Below are 17,396 nucleotides of genomic sequence, written 5' to 3'. Positions count from 1 at the left end.
GCCATGAGTGCAACCGCCACGGAGACCCTTCACGCGCCGGTGATGGTGGACGAGGTGCTGGCTGAGCTGATGACCACAACCGACGGCTGGTACGTGGACGGCACCGCAGGCACGGGCGGCCATGCGGCGGCAATCCTGGGTCAGCTTTCCGCCCGGGGACGCTTGCTGGGCCTCGACCTCGACCCAAAAGCTCTGGAAATTGCCCGCCGCCGGCTGGCACCCTCTGCCGAACGGGTGGTGCTCCGGCAGGCGTCGTATGAGCAGTTGCCCGCCATTTTGGCCGAACTGCAGGTGAACCAATGCCAGGGCCTGCTGCTGGATCTGGGCCTGTCGAGCTTCAGCCTGGAAGGGAGCGGACGGGGCTTCAGCTTTCGGGTGGACGAGCCCCTTGACATGCGCTACGATCCGGGGCGGGGCCGTCCTCTAGCCCAGGTTTTGCCCGCACTATCATTCAATGAACTGGCCGATATTCTGACCCGCTACGGCGAAGAACGCCAGGCCGGGCGCATCGCCGGTGCCATCCACCGCGACGCCTCGGCGGGGCTGCTCACCACCTCCGGCGCGCTCGCCGCCACGGTGCGGGCCGCCAGCACGGCTCGCCAGGTCACCAAGACCCTGGCGCGGGTGTTCCAGGCGTTGCGCATCCATATCAACGACGAGCTGCACGCTCTAGGAAGCACCCTGGATCGCCTGGGCGAGTCACTCTCAACGGGCGCGCGCCTGGTGGTGATTTCCTACCACTCGCTGGAAGATCGCCTGGTGAAGCAGTTCATCGCCCGGGAATCAAAGGATTGCATCTGTCCGCCGGAACTGCCGGCCTGCGTGTGTGACCACAAGGCGACTTTCCGACCCGTTACGCGCAAGCCGCTCACCCCCTCACCGGTGGAACTGGCTCGCAACAGCCGCAGCCGGTCGGCAAAATTGCGCGCCGCGGAGCGAGTCTGATGACGGGTGTGCGCCGGCACGTGCGCTCACCTTCCGCGACCCGACGGGGCGGCGGCCCCTCGCTCACGACCTTTTTCTTCTGGACCTTCTTCCTGGTCAGCGCCGCCATCACCTACCTGTGGGTCTACAACCAGAATGATGTCATGGCGGCATATCTGGTGGACAAACGCAGCCTCATCGTCGAACTGGAGAACGATAACCGCGAATTGCAGGTGATCATCGACAAACTCTCCCAAATCGACCGCATCACCCACCTGGCGCGCGCCGAACTGGGTATGGTGGCCCCCGCCGCCGAGTCGCTTATCGTCTACCTGGAAGTGGTGACACCCTGACCCGGCTCTATCTTCAGCACCGGCCGCGCATCATTGTGGTGAACGTATTTGTGACCGGCCTCCTACTGGCGGTGGTGGCGAAACTGTTCTATGTGCAGATTCTGAACCATGAGCACTACGCCAGCCGGGCGCAGCTGCAGAGCACCGATGTGGAGGTTCTGGCGGCGGTTCCCGGCCATATCATTGACCGCAACGGCGTCGCCCTGACCGCCAACCTGATTCACTACTCGTTCGCCGTTGACCCGGAAGTGATGGAGCAGCCCGAGGCCATCGTCCAGGCCTTTGCCCGCGCCTTCCGGCGGTCAGCGGACCACTATCGCCAGCGCCTGGCAACGGGCCGTTCGTTTGTCTGGCTGGAGCGCAATGTGCCCCGCGAGCGGGCCGAACCACTGCTGAAGCTGCAAGCCAGGGGACTCATCGTGCGCCGCGAGGTCCGGCGGCGCTACCCCTTCGGCTCACTGGCTGCTCCCCTGGTGGGCTTTACCAATGTAGATGGCCGGGGCATCTCCGGACTTGAGTTGGAGTACGACACGTTCCTCCGCGGGGAAAGCGGTTGGCAACTGTTAAGACGCGACGCGAAGGGACGTGTCCTCCCTCAATACGGTCACAGCGGGCAACCGCCCCGCGATGGTGCTCAGGTGCGACTGACACTGGACATGGACTACCAATCCATTTTCCAGGAGGAGTTGGCCCGGGCCTACGAGCGGCTGTCCCCGGCCTCCGTGCAGGGTATGCTCATGAACCCGCAGACCGGGGAAATCCTCGCCATTGCGCAGGTGCCCAGTTTTGACCCCAATGAACCGCGCAGCGGGCCGCTATCCAGCCAGCGACTTTTGGCCATCACCGATATGTACGAGCCGGGATCGACCCTCAAGGTGGTCACCGCGGCAGCGGCCCTGGACGCCGGCCTCCACAGCCCCACCTCGGAATTCTACTGTGAGGACGGTGAGTTCACCTACCGGAACCTCAAGATCAGGGACACCTCGCCCCGGGGCATCCTGACCTTTGCCGAAATCCTGGCCCATTCCAGTAACATCGGCATCATCAAAATTGCGGAAGACCTGGGAGCCAGCCGGCTGTATAACTACTGTGGCCGCTTCGGCTTCGGTACCCGTTCAGGCATCAGCCTGCCTGGCGAGGCCCCCGGCCTGCTGCGCGCCCTCCGGGATTGGACCCCCATCTCCACCGGCGAAATCGCCATGGGGCAGGAGATCGGAGTGACCACGCTGCAGCTGGCCTCAGCCTACAGCGCCATCGCCAATGGCGGCCTGCTGATGCGGCCCTTCCTGGTGGACCGCGTACAGTCGCCCCAGGGAAAAACGCTGCGCCGCTTTCAGCCGGAGATCATTCGACGGGTGGCATCGCGCGCGGCCATGGCGCAGCTGCGCGAAATGCTCGAACTGGCGGTTGAACAGGGCACCGGCCGCGAGGCCCGACTGCCAGGCTACCGACTGGCCGGCAAGACGGGCACGGCGCAAAAATTTATCGACGGCAAGTACTCCGACCGGGAATTCGTTGCCACCTTCGCCGCCATGTTTCCCGCCGACCGGCCCCGCCTGGTGTGTGTGGTGGCGGTGGACAGCCCCATCTACGGCACCCACTTCGGTGGGGAGGCGGCGGCGCCCATCGTGCGCAATACCATCAAGCGGATCCTGAATCTGGATGACAATTTCTACGCTCCCCCCAGAACTCGCTACGTGGGGGCCACCCGGCCCGCGGGACGTCCTTACTTGTTGACCACGCAAAACTACCTGGAGCATTCGGTTTCATGGGGTGTGGTGCCCGATTTTCGGGGCTACAGCCTGCGCAAGGCGCTGCAGCTCGCCCGGCAAACCGGCGTGCGTCTCCGGGTGGAGGGATCGGGCGGCGTGGTGCGCCAGTCGGTGAAGCCGGGCACCCCGGTCGACCACCATCAGGAGTGCCTCATTACCCTCAGCCCCGAAGGCATTGCCCGGTGATGGCACTGGGGGAGATCATGAACGGCATCGATACGGTTGGAGCGCTGCCCGCCACAGACATTGCCGGCCTGACCCACGACTCGCGACGGGTGGCGCCCGGCTACCTGTTCGTGGCGTTGCCCGGTGAACACGTTCAGGGCACCGACTTTGTCCCCCAGGCCGTGCAAAACGGAGCCGTGGCCGTGGCCGGCCCGGCCCGCTGGCGCGGGGGCACGGGCCTCACTGGTCCCGACGGAACCCAGCCTCTGCCCTACCTGGGCCTGGACGACCTCCCGGCCGCCTTCTCCCGCATGGCCGCCAACTATTACCGGCACCCCAGCCGCCAATTAGCGGTGGTGGGCATCACCGGCACCAACGGAAAAACCACCACCGCCGAGCTGCTGAGCGCGATTCTGAATGCCCACCGGCAGCCCACGGCTACCCTGGGCACGCTGGGCCTGCGCTGGAACGGCACACGGGAGGCCGTGGGCTTTACGACCCCGGAGGCCGATACCCTGCACAAGCTTTTCGCCGGCCTCATCGACAAAGGCATACAGGGCGTGGTGATGGAGGTTTCATCCCACGCGCTGAAACAGGCCCGGGTCGACCACGTGCAATTTGACGCTGCGGTGTTGACCAACTTTACCCAGGACCACCTGGACTACCACCACGACCTCAAAGACTACCTGGCGGCGAAGCTGCGGCTGTTCCAGCTGCTCCCGCCCGGCCGGCCCGCCATCATCAATGGCGACGACCCCCACGCCGAGGCCTTCCTGCAGGCCGCCCCGGGGCCCAGCGTTACCTATGGTCATGGCGAGGGCAACGACCTGCGGGCGGCGGATGTCGGCCTCAGCCTCAAAGTGACCGTGGCAAAGCTGCTGTATCGCGATGAGGTTATTGCCATCGAAAGCCGGTTGGTGGGGGCCTACAATCTCCAGAACATCATGGCCGCCGTTGCCACGGCCCTCGCCCTGGACGTGCCACCTGACGCGATTCGGGAGGGCATCGCCAACGTAACCGCCGTTGCCGGCCGACTGGAGGCGATCCCGTCCCTGGCGCCGGGCAACGTCTTCATCGACTATGCCCACACTCCCGACGCGTACGCCCAGGTGCTCAGTACGCTGCGCCAGTTGCTCCCCGGAACAACCCGGCTCGTGGTTCTGTTCGGCGCCGGCGGCGACCGTGACCGCTCCAAGCGACCCCTCATGGCGGCCCAGGCCGAAACCTACGCCGATGAGCTGATCATCACATCGGACAATCCCCGCACGGAGCCGCTGGAACAGATCAACGCCGAGATTGTGAAAGGGCTGAGGAAGGCCAACCATGTGGTGATCAGTGACCGCCGGGAGGCCCTGTTGCACGCGCTGGCGGGCATGACAGACGGCTCGCTGCTGCTGATTCTGGGTAAGGGTCGGGAGGACTACGAAATTATCGGCACCGAGAAAGTCGATCACAACGATGTGGAAATTGTGGCGGCCTATCAGCCGTGAGAGTTGAGCTGGCCGAACCGACCCGTTTTGCCCGGCTGTTGGCCCAGCGCTACAGCCTGGCGTCGCCGCTGGATGTGCGCGGCGTCAGCATCGATTCGCGCCGGGTGCAGGCCGGCGACCTGTTCCTGCCCATCGTGGGCAGCCACAATGACGGGCACGACTTTATTCCAGCGGCCGTGGCGGCGGGCGCCGTCGCCGTGATGATCCAGCACCCGGTGGCCGCGCTGCCCGCCGGGGTCGCGGTCATTGAAGTGCACGATGTGGTGCGCGAGATGGGCGCACTGGCACAGGCCTGGCGTGACCAATTTAGTATTCCGGTGGTGGCCATCACGGGCTCCAACGGGAAGACCACCACCAAAAACCTGGCGCTGGCTGTGCTGGCACAAAAGTTCCGCGTGCTGGGGACCGAAAGCAGCCTCAACAGTACCATCGGCCTGCCCTTGACCCTCTTCCGCCTGGGCCCGGCCCATCAACTGGCGGTGCTGGAACTGGGCTCCAACCGGCCCGGCGAAATCGCCTACCTTGCCGGCCTGGCCCGGCCAGCTGTGGGCCTCATCACCAACGTGAGCGCGACCCACCTTGACCAGCTCATTGACCAGGCTGGCGTCGCCCGGGAGAAAGCGGCCCTGTTCGGCGCACTGACGGACCTGGGCACCGCCGTGGTGAACCTGGACGATGGGGACGTCGCCGCCATGCCAACCGCGGCGCGGCGCTTCACCTACAGCCTGCAGGCCCAGGCCGATGTGATGGGGCGGCACGAGGTAAGGAATAACCTGAGCCGGTTGGTGATCGACCCCATACTGGATATCCGTTTGCCGCAGCCCGGTGCAATCCTGGCCCGGAATGCACTGGCGGCCACGGCCCTGGGGCTGCTGCTGGAGGTCCCCCCCGCGGCCATCAAGGCGGCCATCGAGGCTTTTGCCCTGCCGGCGGGCCGGGGAGAGATTATTCAGTTTGACGATATTACCGTTATCGACGACTCTTACAATGCCAATCTGGCCTCCACGCTGGAGGGGCTGGAAAACCTGCAGCAGTTCCCCTCCCGGGGCCGGCGCATCGCCGTATTGGGCGACATGCTGGAGCTGGGCCGCCATTCGGAGGAGTACCACCGGCAGGTGGGCGCGTTCGCCGCCACCGGGGGCATTGACGCCCTCTTGTGCTTCGGGCCGGAAACCCGGGCCACCTATTGCACGGCCGTCTCCGGCGGCCTGGAGGCCCAACACTTCACCGACCGCTCCGAGCTGGCCCTCAGCCTCAGCCGTTCCCTGAGCAGTGGCGACGTGGTCTACGTCAAGGGCAGTCGGGGCATGGCCATGGACGCCGTCATAAGGGAGGTCTTCAGCCGCTAGCCATGCTTGTGCACTTCTTGCTGCCGCTCAGGGACTGGTTCATCGGATTCAACCTGTTGCGCTACATCACTTTCCGCGGCGGGGCGGCGGCCGTAACGGCGCTCTTGCTCACTTTCTGGATCGGCCCGGCGCTCATCAGACTGCTTACCCGGCTGCAGATCGGCGAAGCCATCCGTGCAACGGGTCCCTCCACGCACGCCACCAAGCGGGGCACTCCCACCATGGGCGGCACGATCATTCTGCTGGCCGTGCTGGTGCCCACGCTGCTGTTCGCCCGCCTCGATCAGCCCTACATACAGATGGTCATGCTGGCGCTGCTCTGGATGGGTCTGGTGGGCCTGCTGGACGACTACCTTAAGGTCGTGCGCAAGCTGCCCGATGGACTCATCGGGCGCTACAAGCTGGCAGGCCAGATCGGCCTGGGGCTGGTCATCGGCGGCTGGCTCTACTTCTTCCCTGCGGACACTGCCATTCGCTCATCAGTGGGCGTGCCGTTCGTGGCCAACGGCTCGCTGGACCTGGGCCCGCTCTACATACCGCTGGTGATCCTGGTGATTGCAGGCGCCTCCAACGCGGTGAACTTTACCGATGGCCTCGACGGACTGGCGACGGGGCTCATGGGCATCGCCGTGCTGGCCTTTGGGCTCATCGCCTACGTGGTGGGCCGGGTGGATTTCAGCGACTACCTCAATATTTTCTACCTGCCCGGCGCTGGCGAACTGTTCATTTTTGCCATGGCCATGTTGGGCGCCTGCCTCGGTTTCCTCTGGTTCAACGCTAAACCGGCGGAAATCTTTATGGGTGATACCGGGTCGCTGTCCATGGGGGCGGCGCTGGGCTGCATGGCGGTCATTCTCAAGCAGGAATTCCTGCTGGTCATCGTCGGCGGGATGTTTGTGGCCGAAGCCGCTAGCGTCATCCTCCAAATGGGCTATTACAAGCTCACCCGGCGGATGACCGGCGAGGGACGCCGCCTGTTCCGTATGGCGCCACTACACCACCACTTTGAGCTACGCGGCTGGCCGGAGAGCCGCGTCGTCATCCGCTTCTGGATATTGGGAATCCTGTTGGCTCTGGTGAGCCTCACAACCTTCAAGATTATATAGTGGTGCCCGTCAACGATACCAACCACACCGTCCTGGAGACGGAATTCACCGGACGGGATATCCTGGTGCTGGGGGCCGGACGCAGCGGCATTGCGGCCAGTCGCCTGCTCCACGCCAGCGGTGCCCGCGTGACGCTGGTGGACGACCTCAAGTCTGCTGACGAGACCGCCCGGGCCGTGGGCATTCCCGCCGTGATCGCCGTCGCCAAGGGCTACCAGCCGAAGGCGCTCAGCGCGGAGGCGCTGGTCTTGAGCCCCGGCATACCGGACACCCACCCCCTGGTGGCCTCTTTCCAACGGCGCGGGCTGCCCATTCTCAGCGAAGTGGAGGTGGCCGGCCGGCTCACCGCAGCGCCCGTCATCGCGGTGACGGGGTCCAACGGCAAGTCCACCGTCACCACCATGATCCACCAGATGGCCGCAGCGGGGGGCCACCGCAGCTTCCTGGGGGGCAACATTGGGGTGCCCTTTGCCCGCAACGTTCAGGAGGAGCACGACCTCAACCCTGCCGCCCCCGTCCAGGTCGTGGAGGTGAGCAGCTTTCAGGCCGAGCACCTTGACCGGCTGCAACCAGCCGGGGCGGTCTTTTTGAACCTCTCTCCCGACCATATGGACCGCTACCCCGACCTGGAGACTTACGGTCAGGCCAAACTGCGGGTGGCTATGAATATTGCCGAGGACGGCTGGATCGTTTACAACTGGGAAGACCCCTTCTTCCGCGCCGCTTTTGAGGGCCGCAGCGGGGCCACGTCCTTTGGAGACCCACACTCCGGGAGCGCCCTGTTCGTCCACCAGGACGGCTGGATCATGCATCAAGGAGAGCGGCTGGTAGCCACTGCCGCGCTGCCCCTGCCGGGGCCCCACAACATTCTGAATTTCCTCGCGGCGGCCACCGCGGCACACCTCTTCGGCGTCACCGACGAAGTCATCGCCCGAGTCATGCGCCACTTTCAGGGCCTGCCCCACCGCCTCGAACTGGCCGCCGATGTGCAGGGCGTCCGCTATTACAACGACTCCAAGGCCACCAATGTGGCTTCCACACGCATGGCCCTGGCCAGTTTCGGCGGTGACATCATCCTCATCATGGGCGGCAGTGACAAGGGGGCCACCGATTTCACCCTGCTTACTGACCTGATCCACCAGCGGGTGAAGCAGCTCATCACGTACGGCCAGGCCGGGCTGGCCATCGCGGAGGTTTTCCAGGGCGAGGTCCCCATCCACTTTGAGCAGCCCTTCGAGGCGGCGGTGGACCGGGCCTGGAACGCCAGCACCCCCGGCGATGTGGTGCTGTTGGCCCCCGCCTGTGCCAGCTTCGATCAGTTCAGCGGCTTCGAGGCACGGGGCGAAGCATTCCGGCGCATCATCGAGCATCACCTGGAGGCCTCCCTGCATGCCTAGCGCCACCGCCCGCTTCGACAGGGCTACCCTGCTGCTCACCAGCTGCCTGCTGGGGTTGGGCATCGTCATGCTGTACAGCTCCAGCGCCGACACCGCCGCCGAATTAACCGGCGACCACACCTACTTCCTCAAGCGGCAGCTGCTGCGCATCCTGCTGGGCGCCCTGCTGCTGCTGGCGGCCAGCCGCTTTGATTACCACCGGCTGAAGGCCCTGGCAGGGTGGCTGGTTCCCCTGGCACTCCTGTTGCTGACCCTCACCCTGGTGGCACACCAGCTGGCCGGACTAACAGGGGCGGCCCGCTGGCTCTGGGTAGGACCCTTTTCGGTGCAGCCGTCCGACTTCGCGCGACTCGCCCTGATCATCTTTCTGGCGGCCTACCTTGAGCGCAAGGGGTCCGCCGTGTCGGGTCTGGGACACGGCTTCTTGCCGCCGGTTGTCATGATCGGGGTGGTCATGCTGCTGCTGGTGCTGGAACCCGACTTTTCCACCGCCGTGCTCACCGGCCTGCTGGGCCTCACGATCCTGTTTCTGGGCGGTGCCCGGCTGAAGCATCTGGCGGCGCTGGGCGCCGTGGCGCTGCCGGTCCTCCTGCTGGTCATGATGGCCGCGCCCTACCGCCGTCTGCGCGTGCTGACCTTTCTGGGACGGGTGGATTCCCCCCAGACTGCCTACCAGTCCTCCCAGTCGCTTATCGGGCTGGGCAACGGCGGCTGGCTGGGCCAGGGGCTGGGCAACGGGGTGGAAAAGCGCCTCTTCCTCCCCGCAGCGCATACCGACTTTGTTTTTGCAACCATCGGGGAGGAACTGGGATTTGCGGGGGCCGTTGCCATGCTGGTGGCCTTTTTCTGGCTGTTTCAGCGCGGCATTGCCATCGCCCGAAACGCGCCCGACCGCTTCGGCATGTTTCTGGCCCTTGGCATCGTGTTCAACATGCTGCTGTATGTGTTGGTGAACGCGGCCGTCGTCACCGAGCTCTTCCCCACTACGGGCATCCCCCTGCCGCTGGTCAGTTATGGCGGGACCCATCTGGTCTTTACGCTGCTCAGCCTTGGAATTCTGCTGAATATTTCGTCCTCAGCCCACGTCGGCTGGTGGCGCCGCCAGGGGGTCTATGGCCGTGCACAAACGTGATCGGCTGCGCATCTTGATCGCCGGGGGCGGCACCGGGGGACACCTCTACCCCGCTCTGGCCATCGCCGAGGGGCTGCGCCAGGCGGTGGAGCGCTGTGACATCCGTTTCGTAGGGTCGCGCTATGGCCTGGAGGCTCGCATTCTGAAGCAACACAATGAGGTCTTCTATCCCCTGAACATACGGGGCATCCAGCGGAGTCTGGGGCCGGCTGCGCTGGGCCGCAACCTGCTGCTTCCCTGGCGCCTGGCCAGCTCCCAGCTACGCTGCCGCCGCCTGCTGCGCGATTTCAGACCCCAGGTGGCCGTGGGTACCGGAGGTTATGCTGCCGGCATCCCCCTGCGGGCCGCCCAACGACGGGGCATTCCCACCCTGATTCAGGAGCAAAACTCCTACCCGGGATTTACCACCCGCCGACTGGCGGCCAGGGCCGATGTGGTCTGCCTCACCTACGCCTCCTCGGCCCAGTACTTGAACACCCAACACGATGTGCTCACCGGCAACCCCGTCCGGTTCAACGGCGACGGACCCAGCCGCGAGGCGGCCCGGGAGCAGCTGCGCCTCCCACCCCGCAGACAGGTCCTGTTCCTGTTGGGCGGCAGTCAAGGCAGCCGCCCGCTCAACCGGCATTTTCGCGCCCGGTGGGAAACCTATACCGCTGGCATGGGCGTCCACCTGCTGTGGCAGACCGGCCCCCGCGACTATGATCAGCTCGCCCGCGCCGTGGGTGCCAGCGACCGGGTCACCCTGGTGCCCTTTATCACCGACATGGCGGCAGCCTATGCGGCCAGTGATTTGGTGGTTTGCCGGGCCGGCGCCACCACCCTTTCCGAGCTCGCCTATCTGGGACGGCCGGCCATCCTGGTGCCGCTGCCCTCCGCCGCCGGGGACCACCAGACCAAAAACGCACTCACCATGGTGGCTCGCAAGGCGGCCCGCATGGTGCCCCAGGCTGACCTCAAGTCGGGGGCGCTGGAAGAGGCGGTGCGCAAGCTGGTGCGCTACCCCGACAGGTTACGCGCCATGGGCAAACGCGCCCGCACCATGGCCCGGCCCGACGCTACCCGACTCATTGTTGAACACGTGTTGAGGCTGGCCGCGGCGTAATGTTCGGGCGCATCAAGAAAATTCACTTTGTGGGGCTGGGGGGTATCGGTATCAGCGGGATGGCGGAGCTGCTCCATATCCTGGGGTTCAAGGTCACCGGTTCCGATCTGCAGTCCTCCGAGATCACCCACAAGTTGCAGCAGAGCGGTATCCGCTTTTTCCAGGGTCATGCCCCCGGCAACATCAACGATGCCGACATGGTGGTCTATTCATCTGCAGTGAAGGCTGACAATCCCGAGCTGGAAGCGGCCCGTCTGCGCAACATTCCCGTCATCCGCCGGGCAGAAATGCTGGGGGAACTCCTGAAAGTGGCGGAGACCAGTATCGCCGTGGCCGGAACGCATGGCAAGACCACCACGTCGTCCATGATCGGGACGATGCTCACCACGGCTCAGCGGGACCCTACCATGGTCATCGGTGGCATCGTGAAGAGCTTGGGCTCCAACACCCGCCGCGGACAGGGCGACATTATCGTGGTGGAGGCCGACGAGTTTGACCGCAGCTTCCTGTCGCTGCGCCCCACGCTGGCCGTCATCACCAACCTGGACCTGGAGCATTTGGACAGCTACGAGAACATGGACGAGCTGAGCGCGGCCTTCGCCAAATTCGCGAACGCGGTGCCGTTCTACGGGCGGGTGGTGGCCTGCCTTGACGAGCCCAATTTGCAGGCGCTGCTCCCTCGGGTGCAGCGGCCTATCACCACCTACGGCCTGGCGCCCCAGGCTGACGTGCAGGCCCGCAAGCCGGCCTTCCGCGAAGCCCACAGCGAATTCGAGCTGCGGGTGCCGGATGCAGATCCCGTGCAGGTCAAACTGCAGGTGCCGGGTGAGCACAATATCCGCAACGCCCTCGCCGCCGTGGCCGTTGGGCTGGAGCTGCAGGTCCCCCTGGAGGACATCATTGCCGGATTGCAGCAGTTTACCGGCGTGAACCGGCGCTTCGAAATCATGGGTGAGACCGGCAACGTCCTGTTTGTGGACGACTACGCACATCACCCGCGCGAGGTGGCCGCGGTTTTGAAGGCGGCCCGCCAGGGGTGGGACCGGCGGCTGGTGGCCGTCTTTCAGCCCCATCTCTACAGCCGGACGCGGGACTTCCACGAAGATTTTGCCCGCAGCTTTCTGGACAGTGACGTACTGATCGTCACCGACGTCTATCCGGCTCGGGAAGCGCCCATTGACGGCATTTCGGGCGAGCTCATCGCCCGGGACGCCGCCCGCTTCGGTCACAAGCAGGTTACCTACACGGCCGACAAGAACGATCTGGCCAAGGCCGTTGCACCGCTCCTCCAGGAATCGGACATCGTCCTTACGCTGGGCGCCGGCGACATCACCCGGTATAACGCCGGCATCCGCAAGGCATTTGCTGCCCGTCGCTCCGGCGGAAGTGCCGGGAACAGGCGGGCCGGCCGGTGAATCGGCAACAACAGGACACCGTCCGCGGCCCCCTGGCAGGGGGTGAGTTGCTTTTCGACGAACCCATGAGCCGGCACACGACCTACGGCATTGGAGGGCCGGCGGAAGTCTTCTACCGTCCCGGCGACAAGACGGAACTGGGGCGCATGCTGCGGCTGGCCGCCGTGGAGACGATTCCAATAACTCTCCTGGGCTCGGGCAGCAACTGCCTGGTAAGCGACGCCGGGGTGCCGGGCATGGTGGTGACCCTGGCCGGGGCGCTCAAGGAGCTGCACTTGGAGGGCGGCAGGGTGGTGGCCGGCTCGGGCGTCATGCTGGGCCACCTGGTTAAGCGCTGCCTGCAGATGGGGCTGACGGGCGTGGAAAGTCTTATCGGGGTTCCCGGCACGCTGGGCGGCGCGCTGATGATGAACGCCGGCGCCTTCGGCGGCGAGATTTCAGCCCACCTGATTCGCGTCCAAACCTTGACCCGGTCGGGCGCAGCCCGCACCTACCGCCGCGACGAACTGACCTTCGCCTACCGCAGCTCCAGCTTCAGCCCCGACGAAGTGATCGTCGAAGCCGAGTTTCAGTTCGAGCCCGGCCTGGCGGACAAGATGGCCCGCCTGCGCAAGCAGACCTCGCAGGAGCGGAAGTCCCGGCAGCCGTTGAAGCACCGGTCCGCGGGCAGCGTCTTCAAGAACCCGGCGCCGGACCGGGCTGCCGGCATGCTCATCGACCAGGCCGGCCTGAAGGGCACGCGGCGGGGTGATGCCGAGATTTCCACCAAGCACGGCAACTTTTTCATCAACCACAACAGGGCCACTGCCGAAGAGATGGTTTATTTGATTACCCTCGCCGCGCGCACCGTGAAACAGCAGTTTGGCACGCAGCTGGAACTGGAGATCAAGACCCTCGGCTTTGAGCCGGGTACGTGGGACCATGCCGGCTTCACGCAGTAGGGGCCGGTCGCGCCTCGGGGTGCAGCTGCGCCGGGTGCGCACGGGGCTGCTGGCCGTGGCGCTGGCTGCCACCGGCTGGCTGGTGGGCAGCGCGGCGCTGGCATACATCGAGTCCATCGGCGTATTCCAACTGCGGCGCGTCGAGGTGCGGGGGAACAATATCTTGACCCGCTCGGAAGTGATCAAGGCCATGGCGCTGCCCCTCACCGGGTCCATTTTCCATGTCGACCTGCCGGCTGTGCAACGGCGGGTAGAGCTGCTGCAATACGTCTACGGCGTCCGCTTGGGCCGAAAATTTCCCCACCGGATTTACATCGACATCGTCGAAAATCAGCCCTTGGCCTATGTGGCTGCGCCGGAATATTTCATTATCAGCGCCGAGGGGGTGGCCCTGCCTCTGCCCCGTGGCCGGTTCGAGCTGGAACTGCCCACGGTGACCGGCACCGACTCGGCCTTGACCGCGCTGTCCAAAGGCAGCATCGAGGGTCACGGCCAGCTGCAAAGGGCCTGGGACCTCCTCACCTACATCCGGAACTCCTTTCCCATGCTGTACAGCGAGCTCAGCGAGGTGGTCTTTGGCCGGGACGGCGAGATCACCCTCTACATGGCCGAGACCTCCACGCCCGTAAGGCTGGGGCAGCGCGACCTGCTGTTGCGCATTGCCACGCTGGATGCCTTTCTAAACACCCTCTCCGGCAAGCGCAGCCTGCTGGACTACGCCTACATCGATTTGCGCTACGACCGCCAGGTGGTGGTGCGGGAGCGGGCCTGAGCCATGCCTAACCACAACGGCCAACTGCGCATGATCTCCGCCCTGGACCTGGGCACCAGCCAGGCCTGTGCGGCCATTGCCATGCTGGATGAGGACGGCCAGCTGAGCGTCCTGGGCACGGGCCGCGCACCCATGGCGGGGCTGCGCAAGGGCCAGGTGGTGAACGTGCAGGAGACGATCGCCTCCATCGAAGCGGCCGTGAGCGAGGCCGAGACCAGGGCCGACGTGCGCATGGACGGCGTCTACGTGGCGCTCTCCGGCGAGGATATTCGCAGCATGAACAACACCGGGGTCATCACCATCAGCCGCGGCGATCCCCGCCAGCCCCACACGCAGCAGATCACCGCGGAAGACATCGACCGTGTGCTGGAACAGGCCCAAGCCATTACCCTGCCCACCGAGCGGGAAATCCTCCATGTTCTGACCCAGGAGTTCCGCGTCGATCAGCACCACGGCATCCAGGCTCCATTGGGACACATCGGCCACCGGCTCGAAGCCCGGGTCCACCTGGTCACCGGCAACGCCGCCGCCGCCCAGAGCCTCGTGCGCTGCGTCGAGCAAGCGGGGTTATACGTGGAGACGCTGGTGCTGGCGCCATTGGCCTCGGCCTACGCCGCACTCGACCAGACCGAGCGCGAACAGGGCGTGGTGCTGCTGGACATGGGCGCGGGCACCACCGAAGTCATTGTCTACTTCGAGGGGGGCGTGCGTCATACCGCTATCATCCCCTTCGGCGGCGACCGCATCAGCAGCGATATCGCCCAGGTGCTGCACACCACTTTCGAGAAAGCTGAAGCGCTGAAGCGGCAGTTCGGCTACGCAAAATTCCCCGCCACGGTGGAGAACCGGGAGCTCACCATTGACGGCATCGCCGGACGCGCGCCGCAGATTTCCTCCAGCCGGGGGCTGGCTGCGGTCATCGAGCCCCGGGTCGAGGAGATCCTGCAGCTCTGTCGCCACGAGATCCGCAAAAGCGAGGTGAGCGACCGGCTCACCTTCGGCGTGGTGGTCACCGGCGGCGGGGCCCTGCTCACCGAACTGGAGGAGAAGGCTGGCGAAGTCTTCAGCGCCGCCATCAAGATCGGCTACCCGCTGCACGTGACGGGCCTGGAAGACGCGGTGAACTCGCCGGTGTACACGACTGTCATCGGCCTGCTGCTGTATGGCCGGGAGTACGAAGAGACCTACGGCCCCCCCCCGCGTCCCGGCGGGGCCGGCCAGTTTTTAAGAGGCCTGGGCACCCAGGTGAAGGAATTCTTTAGCGAGCTGTTTTAACCCAGGAGAGGAGACCGATTATGTTCTTCGAATTCGATGACTACGACATGATGAGGGCAAAGATCAAGGTGGTTGGCGTTGGCGGGGCCGGTGGCAACGCCATCAACCGCATGATTGAGGACCAGCTGCTGGGGGTCGAGTTCATTGCGGTCAATTCCGACGCGCAGGACCTGGAAAACAACCTGGCCGAAGTCAAGCTTCAGATCGGCAAGACCCTCACCAAAGGATTGGGGGCCGGCGCCGACATCGACATCGGCCGCCAGGCGGTGGTAGAGGACCACGAGTACATCGGAAAAGCCCTGGCCGACGCCGATATGATTTTTGTCACCGCCGGGATGGGTGGCGGCACCGGCTCAGGCGCGGCGCCCCAGATCGCCCGCATCGCCCGGGACCTAAACACCCTCACCGTGGGCATTGTCACCCGCCCCTTCCTGTTCGAAGGTCGCCACCGGGCGCGCCGGGCGGAGCTGGGCATCCAGGAATTGCGCAAGCATTGTGACACGACCCTGGTGATCCCCAACGAGACCCTCCTGCACGTCACCGATGCGGGCACCTCCTTCACCGACGCCCTCAAAATGGCCGACAGCATCCTCCACCAGGCCACCCGGGGCATCTCCGATCTCATCAACATCCACGGGCTCATCAACCTGGACTTCGCCGACGTGCGCACGGTCATGCTCAACATGGGCGACGCCATCATGGGCACCGGCACCGGCCACGGCGAAGAGCGTGCCATCCTGGCGGCCCAGCAGGCCATCTCCTCTCCCCTGCTGCAGAACTGCAACATCCAGGGCGCCCAGGGCCTGCTGGTGAACGTCACCGGTGATCCCTCCATGAGCCTCCACGAGGTCAACGACGCCGCTTCCATCATCTACGAGGAGGCCGGCGAGGACGCCAATGTCATCTTCGGCGCGGTCATCGATCCCAGCCTGGCCGACGAATTCCGCGTCACGGTCATCGCCACCGGCTTCAACCAGCCCCTGGATGACCTCCCCATCCCCGCCCTGGCTGCCAACGGCTTGACCGCTCCCGACGGGCTGCCGGGGCGCGCCGATCCTCTCAAGGTGCTTCGGCACCGGGCGCCCGCGGACGGTATGGCGGTGGTGGACAGCGAGGATGAGGAAATCCTCGTCTTTGGCGACGACCTGGAGGTGCCCGCCGTTCTGCGGGCTCAATCTTCCTCCCGACCGGGGAGCCAGCCAGCCGCCTGACCCGGTTGACTGGTCCCCGCACAGCAAAGCCCCCTCTTCACGGCAGATCCGAGGGGGCTTTGCTTATATTTGTCTACGGCGCGCAGGCATTGGGCCAGCAGTACAGCTAGACCTTCTCCCCCCTGGCCCGCAGCTCCCGCACCACGGCGCCGATGCCCTTCTTGTCGATGATGCGGATGCCCTTGGCCGAGAGTGTAAGCGTCACAAAGCGCCCCTCGTCCTTCATCCAGAACCGCTTCCGCTGCAGGTTCAGGTCGAACCGCCGGCGGGTCCGGTTTTTGGCGTGGCTCACGTTGTTGCCGGTCATGGGCCCCCGGCCGGTCACCTGACAGTATTTGCTCATGCTCTCCCTACGCCAAAATGTTGTGCTGCCGTCAGTCGGCAGCAGCGGGAAGTTACGGCGTCGGGCCGGGCGTGAAAAGCCCTACCTCGCCCCGTCTACGCCCCACAGTCCCATCCCTTTCGAGCCTGTCCCGCTTCGCCCCGCCGTAACTTGTGCCGTCCCGATGCTTCGGGAATCGGGAGGCGGCGGCCAACGGCGGGGGGAGGGGCTTCAAGGGTGGGTTCATCCCCTTCCCACAGCCTCCGGGCTTGCTATGCTGCCGTTTACCGGCCGCCGCTCGAGTCCTTGGTGGCTCCACACGAGTAACACATGTGGCCGCGAACCTCTAGCGTGCGCCGCCTGCGTCCCGCACCCGCCAGACAAACCACCCGGCGCCGCCGCCCAAACCTAACGCGAACAGCCACCAGGGGTAACTGACCGGTGCCTCCCCGGCGGCCAGGGCCGGGAGGTTCCACATGAAGCTGGCGATAATCACGAGCCCGGCGGCGATCTCCACCAGCCAGTCCGAGCGGCGGAACGGCGAGGGAGCATCCGGCGGCAAGCCGAGCAAATAGACCCCGCCCATGATGATTCCTACGGACACCAGCACCGGCGCCAGCACCGGGCCGGACCAGGGCAGCGGGATCAGGAAAAGGATATCCCAGTC

Annotated in this window: 16 protein-coding genes; 14 read left to right on the top strand and 2 right to left on the bottom strand. The window is 65.3% G+C overall.

The window, feature by feature from the left end; translation table 11 throughout:
• Window positions 1-3 precede the first annotated feature (3 nt).
• The 14 genes from rsmH to ftsZ are packed head-to-tail and all read left to right on the top strand — an operon-like array spanning window position 4 to window position 16,407.
• The gene (rsmH, locus tag IH971_04285; protein ID MCH7497054.1) at window positions 4-945 is read left to right on the top strand and encodes a 16S rRNA (cytosine(1402)-N(4))-methyltransferase RsmH; all 942 of its coding nucleotides are present in this window, start codon (window positions 4-6) and stop codon (window positions 943-945) included.
• Window positions 945-1,277 carry a cell division protein FtsL gene (locus tag IH971_04280; protein ID MCH7497053.1) on the top strand — a complete coding sequence of 111 codons (333 nt, stop codon included), beginning with the start codon at window positions 945-947 and terminating at the stop codon, window positions 1,275-1,277. Before rsmH ends, IH971_04280 begins: the two co-directional genes overlap by 1 nt.
• Before the next feature lie 35 nt (window positions 1,278-1,312).
• Window positions 1,313-3,235, top strand: coding sequence for a PASTA domain-containing protein (locus tag IH971_04275; GenBank protein ID MCH7497052.1), 1,923 nt, complete (start codon window positions 1,313-1,315; stop codon window positions 3,233-3,235).
• A complete protein-coding gene (locus tag IH971_04270) occupies window positions 3,232-4,704 on the top strand; it encodes a UDP-N-acetylmuramoyl-L-alanyl-D-glutamate--2,6-diaminopimelate ligase (GenBank protein ID MCH7497051.1) in 1,473 nt (490 codons plus the stop codon). The genes IH971_04275 and IH971_04270 overlap by 4 nt, the downstream gene beginning before the upstream one ends.
• Window positions 4,701-6,053, top strand: coding sequence for a UDP-N-acetylmuramoyl-tripeptide--D-alanyl-D-alanine ligase (gene murF / locus IH971_04265; GenBank protein MCH7497050.1), 1,353 nt, complete (start codon window positions 4,701-4,703; stop codon window positions 6,051-6,053). Before IH971_04270 ends, murF begins: the two co-directional genes overlap by 4 nt.
• 2 nt (window positions 6,054-6,055) lie before the next feature.
• On the top strand, window positions 6,056-7,159 hold the full coding sequence (locus IH971_04260) for a phospho-N-acetylmuramoyl-pentapeptide-transferase (protein ID MCH7497049.1): 1,104 nt from the start codon (window positions 6,056-6,058) through the stop codon (window positions 7,157-7,159).
• A gap of 2 nt (window positions 7,160-7,161) precedes the next feature.
• The gene (murD, locus tag IH971_04255) at window positions 7,162-8,556 is read left to right on the top strand and encodes a UDP-N-acetylmuramoyl-L-alanine--D-glutamate ligase (GenBank protein MCH7497048.1); all 1,395 of its coding nucleotides are present in this window, start codon (window positions 7,162-7,164) and stop codon (window positions 8,554-8,556) included.
• Window positions 8,549-9,688 carry a putative lipid II flippase FtsW gene (gene ftsW, locus IH971_04250; GenBank protein MCH7497047.1) on the top strand — a complete coding sequence of 380 codons (1,140 nt, stop codon included), beginning with the start codon at window positions 8,549-8,551 and terminating at the stop codon, window positions 9,686-9,688. Before murD ends, ftsW begins: the two co-directional genes overlap by 8 nt.
• Window positions 9,675-10,793 carry an undecaprenyldiphospho-muramoylpentapeptide beta-N-acetylglucosaminyltransferase gene (gene murG, locus IH971_04245; GenBank protein ID MCH7497046.1) on the top strand — a complete coding sequence of 373 codons (1,119 nt, stop codon included), beginning with the start codon at window positions 9,675-9,677 and terminating at the stop codon, window positions 10,791-10,793. Before ftsW ends, murG begins: the two co-directional genes overlap by 14 nt.
• The gene (locus tag IH971_04240; GenBank protein ID MCH7497045.1) at window positions 10,793-12,208 is read left to right on the top strand and encodes a UDP-N-acetylmuramate--L-alanine ligase; all 1,416 of its coding nucleotides are present in this window, start codon (window positions 10,793-10,795) and stop codon (window positions 12,206-12,208) included. The genes murG and IH971_04240 overlap by 1 nt, the downstream gene beginning before the upstream one ends.
• A complete protein-coding gene (murB, locus tag IH971_04235) occupies window positions 12,205-13,149 on the top strand; it encodes a UDP-N-acetylmuramate dehydrogenase (protein ID MCH7497044.1) in 945 nt (314 codons plus the stop codon). Before IH971_04240 ends, murB begins: the two co-directional genes overlap by 4 nt.
• Window positions 13,130-13,921, top strand: a complete 792-nt coding sequence (locus IH971_04230) for an FtsQ-type POTRA domain-containing protein (GenBank protein ID MCH7497043.1) — start codon at window positions 13,130-13,132, stop codon at window positions 13,919-13,921. The genes murB and IH971_04230 overlap by 20 nt, the downstream gene beginning before the upstream one ends.
• A 3-nt stretch (window positions 13,922-13,924) precedes the next feature.
• Window positions 13,925-15,196, top strand: a complete 1,272-nt coding sequence (gene ftsA / locus IH971_04225; protein MCH7497042.1) for a cell division protein FtsA — start codon at window positions 13,925-13,927, stop codon at window positions 15,194-15,196.
• 47 nt (window positions 15,197-15,243) lie between these two features.
• Window positions 15,244-16,407: a cell division protein FtsZ gene (gene ftsZ / locus IH971_04220; GenBank protein MCH7497041.1), complete on the top strand. Its 1,164-nt coding sequence runs from the start codon at window positions 15,244-15,246 to the stop codon at window positions 16,405-16,407.
• A gap of 106 nt (window positions 16,408-16,513) precedes the next feature.
• On the opposite strand, the gene rpmB is transcribed toward ftsZ, so the two are convergent.
• Together rpmB and IH971_04210 are read right to left on the bottom strand one after the other, a co-directional pair.
• Window positions 16,514-16,750 (bottom strand): 50S ribosomal protein L28, encoded by a 237-nt coding sequence (rpmB, locus tag IH971_04215; GenBank protein MCH7497040.1) that lies wholly within the window; start codon window positions 16,748-16,750, stop codon window positions 16,514-16,516.
• Between the two features lie 325 nt (window positions 16,751-17,075).
• Window positions 17,076-17,396, bottom strand: a 321-nt coding sequence (locus IH971_04210) for a hypothetical protein (protein MCH7497039.1), incomplete at its 5' end; no start/stop codon positions are given.

The sequence above is a fragment of the Candidatus Neomarinimicrobiota bacterium genome, assembly GCA_022560655.1.
GTDB lineage: Bacteria > Fidelibacterota > Marinisomatia > SCGC-AAA003-L08 > TS1B11 > JADFSS01.
The sequence above is the reverse complement of the archived record's forward strand: the minus strand, read 5'-3'. Positions and strand labels throughout refer to the sequence as shown.